Source organism: Klebsiella sp. OBRC7 (assembly GCF_000293135.1).
Lineage (GTDB): Bacteria > Pseudomonadota > Gammaproteobacteria > Enterobacterales > Enterobacteriaceae > Klebsiella > Klebsiella michiganensis.
Window position 1 is genome coordinate 281697 of the sequence record NZ_ALNJ01000085.1, and the last position, 13302, is coordinate 294998.

Annotated in this window: 15 protein-coding genes; 5 read left to right on the forward strand and 10 right to left on the reverse strand. The window is 56.6% G+C overall.

Translation table 11 applies throughout. The features are described from left to right. Positions 1-51 precede the first annotated feature (51 nt). Positions 52-642: a GTP cyclohydrolase II gene (gene ribA, locus HMPREF1144_RS17465; protein ID WP_004121245.1), complete on the reverse strand. Its 591-nt coding sequence runs from the start codon at positions 640-642 to the stop codon at positions 52-54. Positions 643-804: 162 nt separating this feature from the next. Here ribA and pgpB point away from each other — a divergent pair, with 162 nt between their 5' ends. The 5 genes from pgpB (at position 805) to yciH (ending at position 4449) form a co-directional block, all read left to right on the forward strand. Further along, positions 805-1572 (forward strand): phosphatidylglycerophosphatase B, encoded by a 768-nt coding sequence (gene pgpB, locus HMPREF1144_RS17470; protein WP_004850159.1) that lies wholly within the window; start codon positions 805-807, stop codon positions 1570-1572. 135 nt (positions 1573-1707) lie between these two features. Then, the gene (locus HMPREF1144_RS17475) at positions 1708-2016 is read left to right on the forward strand and encodes a LapA family protein (RefSeq protein WP_009653449.1); all 309 of its coding nucleotides are present in this window, start codon (positions 1708-1710) and stop codon (positions 2014-2016) included. A gap of 6 nt (positions 2017-2022) precedes the next feature. Further along, positions 2023-3192 (forward strand): lipopolysaccharide assembly protein LapB, encoded by a 1170-nt coding sequence (gene lapB / locus HMPREF1144_RS17480; RefSeq protein WP_004850164.1) that lies wholly within the window; start codon positions 2023-2025, stop codon positions 3190-3192. A gap of 193 nt (positions 3193-3385) precedes the next feature. After that, a complete protein-coding gene (gene pyrF, locus HMPREF1144_RS17485) occupies positions 3386-4123 on the forward strand; it encodes an orotidine-5'-phosphate decarboxylase (RefSeq protein WP_004850166.1) in 738 nt (245 codons plus the stop codon). Beyond that, complete coding sequence (gene yciH, locus HMPREF1144_RS17490) at positions 4123-4449, forward strand: stress response translation initiation inhibitor YciH (RefSeq protein ID WP_004850169.1); 327 nt, start codon at positions 4123-4125, stop codon at positions 4447-4449. Before pyrF ends, yciH begins: the two co-directional genes overlap by 1 nt. A gap of 97 nt (positions 4450-4546) precedes the next feature. On the opposite strand, the gene osmB is transcribed toward yciH, so the two are convergent. The 9 genes from osmB to sapC form a co-directional block, all read right to left on the reverse strand. Continuing rightward, positions 4547-4765 (reverse strand): osmotically-inducible lipoprotein OsmB, encoded by a 219-nt coding sequence (gene osmB, locus HMPREF1144_RS17495; protein WP_004139496.1) that lies wholly within the window; start codon positions 4763-4765, stop codon positions 4547-4549. 277 nt (positions 4766-5042) lie between these two features. Continuing rightward, the gene (locus HMPREF1144_RS17500) at positions 5043-5792 is read right to left on the reverse strand and encodes a DNA-binding transcriptional regulator YciT (RefSeq protein ID WP_009653487.1); all 750 of its coding nucleotides are present in this window, start codon (positions 5790-5792) and stop codon (positions 5043-5045) included. Positions 5793-5862: 70 nt separating this feature from the next. Then, entirely contained in the window at positions 5863-6045 is a 183-nt protein-coding gene (locus tag HMPREF1144_RS17505; RefSeq protein WP_004121231.1) for a hypothetical protein, read from the reverse strand. Between the two features lie 176 nt (positions 6046-6221). After that, a complete protein-coding gene (locus HMPREF1144_RS17510) occupies positions 6222-8156 on the reverse strand; it encodes an exoribonuclease II (RefSeq protein WP_009653513.1) in 1935 nt (644 codons plus the stop codon). 81 nt (positions 8157-8237) lie between these two features. Next, a complete protein-coding gene (locus HMPREF1144_RS17515) occupies positions 8238-9395 on the reverse strand; it encodes a carboxymuconolactone decarboxylase family protein (RefSeq protein ID WP_004850176.1) in 1158 nt (385 codons plus the stop codon). A 182-nt stretch (positions 9396-9577) separates the two neighbouring features. Then, positions 9578-10366, reverse strand: a complete 789-nt coding sequence (gene fabI, locus HMPREF1144_RS17520; RefSeq protein ID WP_009653492.1) for an enoyl-ACP reductase FabI — start codon at positions 10364-10366, stop codon at positions 9578-9580. A 237-nt stretch (positions 10367-10603) separates the two neighbouring features. Then, positions 10604-11413 carry a putrescine export ABC transporter ATP-binding protein SapF gene (gene sapF, locus HMPREF1144_RS17525; protein WP_004850180.1) on the reverse strand — a complete coding sequence of 270 codons (810 nt, stop codon included), beginning with the start codon at positions 11411-11413 and terminating at the stop codon, positions 10604-10606. A 1-nt stretch (position 11414) separates the two neighbouring features. After that, complete coding sequence (gene sapD, locus HMPREF1144_RS17530; RefSeq protein ID WP_009653406.1) at positions 11415-12407, reverse strand: putrescine export ABC transporter ATP-binding protein SapD; 993 nt, start codon at positions 12405-12407, stop codon at positions 11415-11417. Further along, positions 12407-13297: a putrescine export ABC transporter permease SapC gene (gene sapC / locus HMPREF1144_RS17535; protein ID WP_004139490.1), complete on the reverse strand. Its 891-nt coding sequence runs from the start codon at positions 13295-13297 to the stop codon at positions 12407-12409. The genes sapD and sapC overlap by 1 nt, the downstream gene beginning before the upstream one ends. Between the last annotated feature and the right edge of the window lie 5 nt (positions 13298-13302).

Genomic DNA, 13302 nt, shown 5'->3' on the forward strand with positions numbered 1-13302 from the left:
GTCTGATATAAAAAGGGCCAGCACAGGCTGGCCCTTCATTTTTCGTCGGAATTACTTGCTCAGCAGGTGCCCCATTTTGGCAGCCTTAGTATCCAGATAGTGGGCATTTTTCGGGTTGCGTCCCACAATCAGCGGCACGCGTTCCACAATGTTAATTCCCGCTTCAGTCAGAATTTCGACCTTCTTCGGGTTGTTGGTCAACAGGCGTACCTGGTCGACGTTGAGCAGCTTAAACATATCAGCGCACAGCGTGAAGTCGCGTTCATCGGCGGCAAAACCCAGCTGATGGTTGGCTTCCACGGTGTCATAGCCTTGATCCTGTAACGCGTAGGCGCGGATTTTGTTCAGCAGACCGATATTGCGCCCTTCCTGGCGGTGATACAGCAGAATGCCGCGCCCCTCTTCGGCAATATGCGACAACGCCGCTTCCAGTTGAAATCCGCAATCACAGCGCAGGCTAAAAAGGGCGTCGCCCGTTAAACACTCAGAGTGTACGCGAGCCAGAACCGGGGATTGCCCCGAAATATCGCCAAATACCAGCGCGACGTGATCCTGCCCGGTTGCCAGTTCTTCAAAACCCACCATGAGAAAATCGCCCCATGGGGTTGGCAGTTTGGCTTCTGCCACACGTTTAAGCTGCATGTGATTCTCCAGATTCTATCAGCACCTGACTGTGCTTCTGTTTGCCGCTATTTTGCCACAATGGCGCGACGTTCTCCTAATTGCGTAGGGTTACCTGCGCGCAAAGCGCACAAACGAACTACTTTCCGTTATGATATTGAGGTTAATGAATAAGGAGATGAGATGCTGTTGATTGCCAGACGAACCGCCGTTGGCGCGGCCCTGTTATTAATCATGCCTGCTGCGATCTGGATTTCGGGCTGGAAATGGCATCCCGGGCTGTCGGCAGGGACGATGAAGCTGCTGTACTGGGTGACCGAAACGGTGACGCAGCCATGGGGCATCATTACGCACGTTATCTTATGCGCCTGGTTTCTGTGGTGCCTGCGTTTTCGTCTGCGAGCTGCGATAATGCTGTTTCTCATTCTGGCCGCAGCGATACTGGTTGGGCAGGGAATGAAGACGTGGATTAAAAGCCGCGTTCAGGAGCCTCGTCCCTTTGTCATCTGGCTGGAGCAGACGCAGCAGGTGCCGGTCACGCAATTCTACGCGTTGAAACGCAAAGAACGCGCTAAACTGGTGCATGAGCAGCTGGCGCAAGAGCAGCAAATCCCAGGATTTTTGCGCAAGCACTGGCAAAAAGAGACCGGCTTCGCTTTCCCATCTGGCCATACGATGTTCGCTGCCAGCTGGGCGCTGCTCGGCGTTGGTTTGCTGTGGCCGCGGCGTCGCTGGGTCACCCTGGCGCTGCTGCTAACGTGGGCGACGGCGGTGATGGGCAGCCGCCTGGCGCTGGGCATGCACTGGCCGCAGGATCTGATCGTCGCAACGCTGATTTCCTGGCTACTGGTGACCCTGGCGACCTGGCTTGCCCAGCGGTTCTGCGGCCCGCTATCGCCGCCGGGAGAAGAGGCGCAGGATATCAAAAAAAGGGCGGCAGCGCCGGAATAATGTTGATATTACCCCTATCAGGCCGCATATCCTGTACTGGTGTCATGCATTTCCATTTCACCGCTGCGGCGAAAATGGTACTTTATAGGGCTGAACGCGGGATTTTTTCGCGCAACCCACAGAACGGGAAGTCATGTGAAATATTTTCTTATTTTCTTACTGGTGTTAGCCATCTTCGTCATTTCAGTGACGCTGGGCGCGCAGAATGACCAGGTGGTCACGTTCAACTATCTCCTCGCGCAGGGTCAGTTCCGTATTTCGACGCTGCTGGCCGTGCTTTTTGCTGCCGGTTTTGCTATCGGCTGGCTGATCTGCGGTCTTTTCTGGCTGCGCGTTCGCGTCTCTCTGGCGCGCGCTGAGCGTAAAATTAAGCGTCTGGAGCAACAGATTGCGCCAGCCAGCGCTACGCCTGCAGAAGCCGGTGTTCCTGCGGTGAAGGAATAATCATTTATGCTGGAGTTGTTGTTTCTGCTTTTGCCCGTTGCCGCAGCGTATGGCTGGTACATGGGGCGCAGAAGTGCACAACAGTCCAAACAGGACGATGCGAGCCGTCTGTCGCGTGACTACGTTACAGGGGTCAACTTCCTGCTGAGTAATCAGCAAGATAAAGCCGTCGATCTGTTCCTCGATATGCTGAAAGAGGATACCGGAACCGTCGAAGCCCATCTGACGCTGGGCAACCTGTTCCGCTCGCGCGGTGAAGTTGACCGCGCTATCCGCATCCACCAGAGCTTAATGGAAAGCGCCTCGCTGACTTACGACCAGCGCCTGCTGGCGGTTCAGCAACTGGGGCGCGATTATATGGCCGCCGGGCTCTACGATCGGGCGGAGGGGATGTTCAAACAGCTGGTGGATGAAACGGATTTCCGCCTGAGCGCCCTGCAGCAGCTGCTGCAAATTTATCAGGCAACCAGCGACTGGCAGTCGGCGATAGAAGTGGCCGAGCGTCTGGTTAAGCTGGGGAAAGAGAAACATCGCGGCGAAATCGCCAATTTCTGGTGTGAACTGGCGCTGCAGCAAATGGCGGGCAACGATCTGGATAAGGCGATGGCGCTGCTGAAAAAAGGCGCCGCGGCGGATCGCAACAGCGCTCGCGTCTCCATCATGATGGGTCGGGTATGGATGGAGAAGGGCGACTATGCCAAAGCGGTAGAGAGCCTGGAGCGGGTGATTGAGCAGGATAAAGAACTGGTGGGTGAAACCCTGGAGATGCTGCAAACCTGTTACCAGCAGTTAGGGAAAACCGACGAGTGGGAAGCATTTTTGCGCCGCTGCGCGGAGGAAAATACCGGCGCGACGGCCGATCTGATGCTGGCGCAGATCCTCGAACAGCGGGAAGGGGTTGACGCCGCGCAAAACTATGTGACTCGTCAGCTGGAGCGCCATCCGACGATGCGCGTTTTCCATAAGCTAATTGATTACCACATCAATGAAGCCGAAGAGGGGCGTGCGAAGGAGAGCCTGGGCGTGCTGCGCCACATGGTGGGCGAGCAGGTCCGCAGCAAGCCGCGCTACCGCTGCCAGAAATGCGGCTTTACCGCCCATACGCTGTACTGGCACTGTCCATCCTGCCGGTCGTGGTCAACTATTAAGCCCATTCGCGGACTCGACGGGCAGTAATTTTAAAAAAAAGCCGCACTTTAGTTACAACATACTTATGGATATATTATATCCGTCTCCTCCGGCTACGGCTATTAAGGCGTCCGGCAGGGAGGGAAATGCAGCCTGTTATTTTCGGCTTATCGCAGGTAGAATGCTGCCCGTTTACCTTTTTTGCGCCGAACCGGCGCTCATCAACAATTAAGGTCCGGTCATGACGTCTACTGCTACATCTTCTTCTCGCGTTGTCACATCCTCTCCCATCGTCGTTGCTCTCGATTATGATAACCGTGATAAAGCGCTGGCGTTTGTCGACCGTATCGACCCGCGCGACTGCCGGCTCAAGGTTGGTAAAGAGATGTTTACCCTGCTGGGGCCGCAGTTTGTTCGCGACCTGCACCAGCGCGGTTTTGAGATTTTCCTCGATCTAAAGTTTCACGATATCCCGAATACCACGGCGCGTGCGGTCGCCGCAGCGGCAGAGCTTGGCGTCTGGATGGTTAACGTTCATGCCTCCGGCGGCGCGCGGATGATGACCGCCGCACGTGAGGCCCTGCTACCTTTCGGAAAAGATGCGCCGCTATTAATTGCGGTAACGGTGTTAACCAGCATGGAAGCCAGCGATCTGCAGGATCTGGGCATCACGCTTTCCCCGGCGGACCACGCCGCGAAGCTGGCGGCGCTGACCCAGCGCTGCGGGCTGGATGGCGTTGTCTGTTCGGCGCAGGAGGCGGTTCGCTTTAAACAAGAGCTGGGCGAGGCGTTCAAGCTGGTGACGCCTGGCATTCGTCCGCAAGGTAGCGACGCGGGTGACCAGCGGCGCATTATGACGCCGGAACAGGCGCAGGCGGCGGGGGTAGATTACATGGTGATCGGTCGTCCGGTAACGCAGTCTGCCGATCCGGCCGCCACCCTGCGCGGTATTAACGCATCGTTGAATAAGGGGGTATGATGAACGATTCCAACAGTCGTCTGGTTTATTCAACGGACAGCGGTCGTATTGATGAGCCCAAAGCGGTACAGGCGCGTCCGAAAGGGGACGGTATCGTACGTATCCAGCGCCAGACCAGCGGGCGCAAGGGGAAGGGCGTGTGTCTGATTAGCGGAATAGATGAAAGTGACGACGCGCTGGCTAAGCTGGCTGCCGAGCTGAAAAAGAAATGCGGCTGCGGCGGGGCGGTAAAGGATGGCGTGATTGAGATTCAGGGCGATAAGCGTGACTTGCTCAAATCGCTTCTGGAAGCCAAAGGCATGAAGGTTAAGCTGGCTGGCGGTTGATTAATAATAAGGCCACGATAAATATCGTGGCCTTTATTTTTGTGCTGGTGTACTGGTCAGCAAATATAAACTTTCGTTTTATTGTTCGTGGTTAATATTATTTACCCACCTGGTGGCCGATAATCCCGCCGACTGCCGCGCCGCCGAGGGTACCCAGGGTGCTGCCGTCCGTTAATACTGCGCCGCCCAGTGCACCGGCACCTGCGCCAATAGCGGTGTTACGGTCGCGTTTAGACCAGTTAGAACAAGCGCTCAGAGACATTGCAACAGTGACGGCCAGAACCACAGCGGCCATTTTTTTGTTCATTGAAGTCATCATTTTTTTTCTCCTGAATAATCTATTCATGGATACAACTTCCCTTAAGCATAGCTTGTTACGCCAGCCCGGGGGGTATTCCATGAAGCTTTAGTTGCGCAGGTGTTGCTCTATTCACGCAGGTGATAGTTACTTCCTGTTATATCGCTAACATTAATTCTACTTTCTATAAATTTTTCAGGCAGGTAAAAAGTCTGAATTCAGGTGTCAGAAAAGTCTCAGACCAGGGCGATGCCGGGGAGAGCCCGGCAAAGCGGCGGTAAGGCAGAAATAAGGATCAGGGATGATTAACGATATCGACGGTTAAACCGCACTGGGTTAACTGGTTGTGCACGGCATCATTAAGATTATCATCGGTGATAATGCGGTTGAAGCGCCCTATCGGGCCGAGTGGATAGGGATGGACCACGTTGAATTTCGAGCTATCGCTGAGCACAATCGCTTCACAGCTCTTTTCAAGCACCGCGTTGACCACGTCAGCACGCATCATATCCCGTCCTGTAAATCCGGTTTCAGCCTGCCAGCCGTCAATACCAATAAAGGCCTTGCTGAAGTGGACCTGCTGAATAAACTGGCGGGTTAGCGGACCCACCATGCTTTCACTGCGCTTTTGATAGATCCCGCCCAGCAGGATGACTTCTCCGGGCGTCTCTTTCAGGAGATGCGCAATATAGCTGCTGACGGTGATGATAGTGATATCGCCGCGCTCGGCAAGCGTACGGGCGAGCAGGGCGTTGCAGCTCCCGTTTTCGATAAACACCGTTTCCCCGGACGAAACGAGCGTAGCGGCCCGCGCAGCCAGCTCTCGCTTAATCGCGAAGTTGGTCATCATGCGGGTTTCCACATCTTCACTATCCAGCGGAACGGCGAAGCCGTGGGTACGCCGCAGGTAGCTCTGTTTCTCGAGTGAATTCAGATCCTGGCGAATGGTGACTTCAGAGACACCGGTCATCTTCGCGAGATCGGCCACGCTCATACGGCCTTTATCGATGACCATTTGCAAAATACTTTGTTGTCGGGCGTTCATAGCAACTTCGCAGTTAAGGGCTATTTGGGCGCGATCGGCCCTGGATGGCCGATGGCGACGATGAAGATTATCAAATTTCCCACGGCGCTTTAGGCTGACCGGGTTTATTTTCCTGCTCGTCGCTGGAAAGCGCCTGCAGTTCAGCTTTCAGAATTTCCAGATTATGGATTGCGGAGTGATAATCCCCGGCAACCAGAATATCCAGCACGGTATCGATTCGTTGGGCAAGCAGGCGGGCATTCAGATCTGACATGGCGTTATCCTGGTTACAAATGTGAATAAAATCAATGATGCTAAAAACGGATGAAAAAGAGAAGCGAAAAAAACGCACAAACTAACTCATCCATAATGATTCGTGGGCAACGCGCAGAAAAACAACGGGAAGGGCTAAAATGCGGCTCCATATAAGGGAGCCGCACAGGTGAACTATCAGGCGGCTGGACGCGCAATAACGCTACGGGTCTCCATGCGCACTTCGGCAATCGTGACGTCGATAACATCCGTGACTTTGTAGACGACTTCGCCTTTGATCTGCACGGTGCCGTTTTCCTGGCTGCACACCAGTTCATCGCGCACGGCGTGAAGGAATGGCGCCGGGATAAAAGCAACCGCGCCGTTATCAACAAGACGTACGCGCATGCCGCCGCGGCTGACATCGATAATCTCAGCTGCAAAACGCGTAGTGGTGCCGGCCTGCGGATTCAGATAGCGGGCGTACAGCCAGTCTCCAACATCGCGCTCCGCCATGCGGTTGAGGCGACGGCGTTCAGCCATTTGGATCGCAACGTCATCCTGCGGACGGGAGATCGCTTCCCCTTTGATAATCGCTTTCAGCAGACGATGGTTAATCATATCGCCGTACTTACGGATCGGGGACGTCCAGGTCGCATAGGCCTCAAGACCCAGGCCGAAGTGCGGGCCCGGCTCGGTGCTGATTTCCGCAAACGACTGGAAGCGACGAATACGGCTATCGAGGAAACCAGACGGCTGGGCGTCCAGCTCGCGACGTAGCTTGCAGAAGCCTTCCAGCGTCAGCACTTCCACCGGGTCGACGTGCACATCGTGAGTCTTCAGTAAGGCCGCGAGCTGCTCGGTGTTGGCCGGATCGAAACCGGTGTGGACGTTATAAACACCGAAACCGAGTTTGTCGCGCAGCACGCGGGCGGCACAGATATTGGCGGCAATCATTGACTCTTCAACGATGCGGTTGGCGATACGACGCGGTTCGGCGACGATATCCAGCACTTCACCTTTGTCGCCAAGCACAAAGCGGTAATCCGGGCGGTCTTTGAATACCAGCGCGTGGTTTTTACGCCATTCGCTACGACGCAGGCAGGCCTCCTGCAGCAGCTTAATTTGCTGGGCGATAGTCTCGCTTCCCGGCTGCCAGCCACCGTTATTTTCCAGCCAGTCGGAAACATCTTCATAGGCCAGCTTCGCTTTCGACTCGATGGTCGCCGCGAAGAACTGAATATCATCTTCGATGGTGCCGTCATCCGCGAGGATCATGCGGCAGGCCAGAACCGGGCGAACCTCGTTGGGGCGCAGAGAGCAGAGGTCGTCCGAGAGCTCGCGCGGCAGCATCGGAATGTTGAAGCCCGGCAGATAGTTGGTAAAGGCGCGAATTTTCGCCGTGTTGTCCAGCTTGCTGCCTTCGGCAATCCACGCGGTCGGATCGGCGATAGCGACGGTCAGATGCAGCTTGCCGTCAGCGGTTTGCTCAACGTACAGCGCATCGTCCATATCTTCGGTGCTGGCGCTGTCGATGGTCACGAAAGCCAGGGCCGTTAAATCACGGCGTTCCAGACCTTCATCAAGCATCTCGGTCGCCACGCCGTCCGGTGCTTCTTTCTCAAGATTATGACGCGCCAGGGTGACCCACCATGGAACGAAATGATCGTCGCCGTAGGTAATGTACTGGGTGAGCTCAGCGTAGAAACCGCGGTCGCCTTTCAGCGGATGACGGCGCATTTCGGCAACGGCCCAGTCACCCTCTTTAAAATCATGCTCTACGCCGCGCGCGGCGCGGCAAGGAATGGCATCTTTCAGCAGCGGATGGTCAGGAACGATGGAAAGACGATCGTCTTTCTTATGAACTTTGCCGACAAAACGCGTCAGGAACGGCTCAACCAGTTCTTCAGGCTCAGCGCTTTCGCGTTCCTTTTCAGTATTGACCACGGCGATAATACGATCGCCATGCATCACTTTTTTCATTTGCGGCGGCGGAATGAAATAGCTTTTCTGCGAGTCGACTTCGAGGAAGCCAAATCCTTTTTCCGTCCCCTTAACGACCCCTTCAACGCGCGGAGTCTGGGAATGCAATTGCTGTTTAAGCTGCGCTAGCAGCGGGTTGTCCTGAAACATAATTTCGTATTTTCGTGGCTAAAAGAGCGGCTGACATTTTTACGCGAATATGCCTGCCGCAGCAAGCGCTGTTTCAGCATTTTACGTCTCCTGACGTACATTCCCGAGGGCGATTTTTAGCCGATTCATCCAACCGCACAGCCCGCACCAGGCGAGTAGATCGATAGCCGCGCTACGGGAAAGCCCGTAATCTGTGAGGGGAGTTAGCTGGGCGGCGCTAAAGCGGTCGGGCGCGCGGGTCAAAAGCTGTACGGATTGTAAAAGCTGGCGTTCCATTGACGGGTTGTCTCCCCATGGCTGGACGCCGGATTCATTACCACGCAAAGCGTCCGTGAGATCGGCTAAATCTGGACATCGCGAGGCCCATGCGTTAAAGCAGCTGATGCTGCCATTAATCCGCGCAGCGATCAGCGCCACCTGCGCGGCAAACGGTTGCCGATCGCTGAGGTGGGTCAGGAGCTGTTCCTGCAGAGCCAGCGGAGGTTCCTGAGCCGCCAGCAGCGGGGCCAGTTCAGACAGACCCGGATGTTTTCGCCAGTTCGCTATAAGAGACTGGCGCTCATCGTCGGCATAGCGTAAGTCCGCGTCGTCAAGCCCTGGCTGCCAGTCACTCTCCCTCGCGACGAAAAGCGCTTCCGGGGCATCTTCCTGCTGCGGCATGCCGGGGATCCAGCGCACCGGGTAACCCAGCGCGGCATGGAAGGCGGCGATAGCGCGGGCCTGGAAGCTGACAAAGCCAATAATCTGATTGATAAGGATAATATCGCGACTGGTCAGGCCGACTTCGTCCAGCTGGCTGCGGGCGAGCGCGTTGATCAGCGAAGGAGAGCTCGCGAGCTGACGCGCATACTGGGTAATTTGCGCCAGACGACGGTTGCTCTCACGCGAGGAGTCAGGGCCAGGAAGCGGCGCCAGGCGGGCGGCGTAGTGATTACACAGGCGCTGTACGCCATAAACCTGGGCGACGGTCAGCGCCGTACTTAGCCGGTCATAGGCGCTAAATGTCTGTAGACGGTTAACCGTCACTGACGCAGGAAAGAGGGCATCTGCCAGCCGACGGGCGGGCGTAAGCCAGCGCGCATGCGCCTCGAGCAGCTCCCGGGGGAGAGTCAGATCGAGTAGAAAACGATCTTCGACATGGGCGGCTTCAGGGACGAGCGGCAATACATCCACCGGGCAGATTGTTGACTGGGTCTCATGATACCAGTGGTTTTTGCCGTTAACGCGGCGTTGCTCCATGGGCGTTCCTTGTTCGGTATGTGGCAAACCGCCGTTTCGCGGTCATGCTATGCGGAACTATCCTGGCTTAACCCTGGAGTGGGAGAAAATATTGATCCGTGCTAACAAATAGCGGATTGGAATAACAGAAGGAAAGCGCGGGGGAAATACCCCTCCTCACGGGCGCGAGGAGGGTAACGAACTTATTTCAGTTCCAGCTCGTTCATGGCGGCGATGCTGAAGCCGCCGTCAACGTGAACGACTTCGCCGGAGATGCCGGCAGACAGGTCGGAGCACAGGAATGCTGCGCTGTTGCCCACGTCTTCAGTGGTGACGGTGCGACGAATCGGGGTAACCGCTTCGCAGTGCGCCAGCATCTTACGGAGATCTTTAATACCGGAAGCCGCCAGGGTACGGATCGGACCGGCAGAGATGGCGTTAACGCGAACGCCTTCCGGGCCCATGGCGTTCGCCATGTAGCGCACGTTAGCTTCAAGAGAGGCTTTCGCCAGACCCATCACGTTGTAGTTCGGGATGGCGCGCTCTGCGCCCAGGTAGGAGAGCGTCAGCAGGGCTGAGCCCGGGTTCAGCATACCGCGGCAGGCTTTCGCCATCGCCACAAAGCTGTAGGCGCTGATATCGTGAGCAATTTTGAAACCTTCGCGAGTCACCGCGTTAACGTAGTCGCCGTCCAGCTGGTCTGCCGGCGCAAAGCCGATAGAGTGGACGAAACCGTCGAACTTCGGCCACACTTTTGCCAGTTCGGTGAACAGAGACTCGATGCTCTCATCTTCCGCGACATCGCACGGCAGGACGATATTAGAGCCCAGCGCGGCGGCAAATTCTTCCACACGACCTTTCAGTTTTTCGTTCTGATAGGTGAACGCCAGTTCAGCCCCTTCACGGTGCATGGCTTGCGCGATGCCGTAGGCGATGGACAGTTTGCTGGCAAGGCCAGTCAACAGAATGCGCTTACCGGAAAGAAAACCCATAGCTTTTAATCCTTATCGTTATTGCGTATTTTTACTTTAACAATCATTTGGTTAGCATTGTTATTTCAAAATAACTCAAATTTAGCCGGGAATTATATCCCACTGACGACCCCTTGTGTCACGATATTTTTCTGCCATTCGCCACGTCATATCGCGCTTTGGCTACCGTGTATACAAGAGTATACCATCGGATATGACGGCGACCTGGCGCTAGCGCCGTGCAATTTACGCCTCCGTTTATTTACCGTCTTTACGCCAGGCATCGGCAGTCAGCGCCTCGCCGAAATGGCCGGCAATCAGGCGTTTTGTCAGCTCGTGCAGCGGAGACGCCAGAACGTCGGCGGTGCTGCCGCGTTCGACCACCTCGCCCTGATGCATCACCAGCACCTGATCGCTGATGTGCTTCATCATGCCCAGATGCTGAGTCACGTAAATGTAGGAGATACCCTGTTTTTCCTGCAGCTCCAGCATCAGGTTTATAAGCTGCGAGCGCATTGACATATCCAGCGACGCCAGCGCTTCATCGCAGACGATGACCTTCGGACGCAGGATCAGCGCGCGCGCCAGGCCCAGACGCTGTTTCTGTCCCGGTGCCAGCATATGCGGATAGTAGCTAACGTGGTCCGGCAGCAGGCCAACCATTCGCAACGTTTCGATAATCTGCTTCTGCCGCGCCTCGGGTTCAAGGTCGGTATTCAGGCGCAGCGGAAAATCGAGGATTTGCGAAATACGCTGCCGCGGATTGAGCGAGGTCGACGGATCCTGAAAGATCATGCGAATCTTCTGGCTGCGGAAAGAGTAATCGCCAAACGCCAGCGGGCGATCGTCAATCAGCAGTTCGCCGGTGCTGGGTTCGACCATTCCGGCGAGCATTTTTGCCAGCGTTGACTTGCCGGAGCCGTTCTCGCCGATAATCGCCAGCGTCTGGCGCTCGCGCAGGGTAAAGCTTAACGGCTTAACCGCTTCCACCGTTTGTCGATGAAACCAGCCGGTGCGGTAGCGAAAGGTCTTACTCAGATTGCGCACTTCAAGCAATGTTTCGACCATTTCACTCTTTCTCCATGTTCAGCGGGAAATGACAGGCATAGAGGTGGTTACGGGCGCCCACCAGCCGGGGCGTTTCGATACATTCGCGCTGGGCATAGGGGCAGCGCGGCCCGAGCCGGCAGCCGATGGGCAGCTGTTCGAGCAAGGGGATCGCCCCCGGCAAGGTGTTGAGCCGACTCTTGTGGGGCATGGCGCTGCCGAAATCGGGAATCGCCCGAATCAGCGCCTGCGTGTAAGGGTGATGAGGAATCGTCACCAGCTCTTCGCTCGGCGCGGTTTCCACCGTCTGCCCGCAGTACATCACGTTGATTTTGTCCGCCCATTTACTGAGCATCTGCATATCGTGACTGATCAGCAAAATGGTGGTGTTATTGTTTTGGTTTAACCGCGTCAGCAGGCGGATGATTTGCGCCTGCGTCGTGGCCTCCATGGCGTTGGTCGGCTCATCGGCGATCAGCAGCCGCGGCTGGTTAGCCAGCGCGATGGCGATCATGACCTTCTGGCACTCTCCGTCCGTCAGCTCGTAGGGGAAGCTGCGCATCGCATCTTTATGGTCTTTAATCCCCACGCGGTGCAGGAGCTCGATGGCGCGCCGCTTGCGCCAGCCCAGGCGCTGCCACCAGCGTCCTTTAAAGGTCCAGCCGGGGATATTCTGCGTTAATTGCTGGCCGATGCGTTCGGAAGGATCGAGACAGGATTGCGGCTCCTGAAAAATCATCGAGACGTTGTGGCCCACCAGCTTACGCCGCTCGCGCACCGACAGACGCAGCAGGTCGATGTCGTCAAAGCGCATGCGGTCGGCGGTTACCCGCCAGTTGTCCTTGGTGACGCCGCATATCGCTTTAGCTATTAAGCTTTTGCCGGAGCCGGACTCCCCAACGAGGCCGCGTATTTCCCCCTCGGCGAGAGTCAGGCTGATGCGATCGACGGCTTTCACCCAGCCTTCGTTGGTCTTGAATTCAATGGTTAAATTACGGATGTCGAGTAACGGCATTATTCCACCCCGGCGATGATGGCGCGGCGGATCCCGTCGCCCAGCAGATTAACCAGCAGGACGCTTATCATGATAGCCGCACCCGGCAGCATCACCGTCCACGGCGCCACGTAAATCAGCTCCAGCGCGTCGCCGAGCATCGCTCCCCATTCGGGGGAAGGCAGTTGAGCGCCGAGATCGAGGAAGCCCAGCGCAGCAATATCCAGGATCGCCATCGACAGCGCGCGGGTGATCTCGGTGACCAGGCCTGAGGTAATATTCGGCAGCACCGCGAACCATAAAATATTCAGCGTCGAGGCCCCGTCAAGGCGGGCGGCGATAACGTACTCTTTTTCCAGTTCGTCATGCACCATGCTGTAGACCGAACGCACCATCCGCGGCAGAAGCGCCAGCCAGACGGCGAACATCGCGTGGCTGAGGTGCGGCCCGGCGAAGGCGACCACGATAATGGCCAGCAGCAGGGACGGGATCGACAGCAGCGTGTCAAGAATATGGTTCATCACCGCCGACCGCAGGCCGTGGGTAGAACCGGCAATCACGCCAAGCACCAGTCCCAGCAAGGCGGCGCCAAGCGTCACCACAAACGCGCCGCCGACCGTCGGCGCCGCGCCGCTCAGCAGGCGGCTCAGGACGTCGCGACCGAGATCGTCGGTACCGAGAAAGAACGACACTTCGCCGTACCGCGACCAGGACGGCGGCAGCAGCTGGTAGCCGAGAAACTGCTGGTCGATGCCGTAAGGAGCGAACCAGCCGCCGAAAACGCACAGCAGCGCCAGCGCCGCACAGCCGTACAGGCCGATCATGGCGGTCGTATCGCCGTAGAATTTTCGCCATACGGTGCGCAGCGCACCCGGCGGGCGCTTCTCCAGATAGACGCTATCGTAGGGCATATGAA

What these genes read in the sequence shown, in the direction of transcription:
- ribA (WP_004121245.1), bottom strand. Translation starts at nt 642, where the DNA reads ATGCAGCTTAAACGTGTGGCAGAAGCCAAACTGCCAACCCCATGGGGC.
- pgpB (WP_004850159.1), top strand. Translation starts at nt 805, where the DNA reads ATGCTGTTGATTGCCAGACGAACCGCCGTTGGCGCGGCCCTGTTATTA.
- lapB (WP_004850164.1), top strand. Translation starts at nt 2,023, where the DNA reads ATGCTGGAGTTGTTGTTTCTGCTTTTGCCCGTTGCCGCAGCGTATGGC.
- pyrF (WP_004850166.1), top strand. Translation starts at nt 3,386, where the DNA reads ATGACGTCTACTGCTACATCTTCTTCTCGCGTTGTCACATCCTCTCCC.
- yciH (WP_004850169.1), top strand. Translation starts at nt 4,123, where the DNA reads ATGAACGATTCCAACAGTCGTCTGGTTTATTCAACGGACAGCGGTCGT.
- osmB (WP_004139496.1), bottom strand. Translation starts at nt 4,765, where the DNA reads ATGACTTCAATGAACAAAAAAATGGCCGCTGTGGTTCTGGCCGTCACT.
- HMPREF1144_RS17500 (WP_009653487.1), bottom strand. Translation starts at nt 5,792, where the DNA reads ATGAACGCCCGACAACAAAGTATTTTGCAAATGGTCATCGATAAAGGC.
- HMPREF1144_RS17505 (WP_004121231.1), bottom strand. Translation starts at nt 6,045, where the DNA reads ATGTCAGATCTGAATGCCCGCCTGCTTGCCCAACGAATCGATACCGTG.
- HMPREF1144_RS17510 (WP_009653513.1), bottom strand. Translation starts at nt 8,156, where the DNA reads ATGTTTCAGGACAACCCGCTGCTAGCGCAGCTTAAACAGCAATTGCAT.
- HMPREF1144_RS17515 (WP_004850176.1), bottom strand. Translation starts at nt 9,395, where the DNA reads ATGGAGCAACGCCGCGTTAACGGCAAAAACCACTGGTATCATGAGACC.
- fabI (WP_009653492.1), bottom strand. Translation starts at nt 10,366, where the DNA reads ATGGGTTTTCTTTCCGGTAAGCGCATTCTGTTGACTGGCCTTGCCAGC.
- sapF (WP_004850180.1), bottom strand. Translation starts at nt 11,413, where the DNA reads ATGGTCGAAACATTGCTTGAAGTGCGCAATCTGAGTAAGACCTTTCGC.
- sapD (WP_009653406.1), bottom strand. Translation starts at nt 12,407, where the DNA reads ATGCCGTTACTCGACATCCGTAATTTAACCATTGAATTCAAGACCAAC.
- sapC (WP_004139490.1), bottom strand. Translation starts at nt 13,297, where the DNA reads ATGCCCTACGATAGCGTCTATCTGGAGAAGCGCCCGCCGGGTGCGCTG.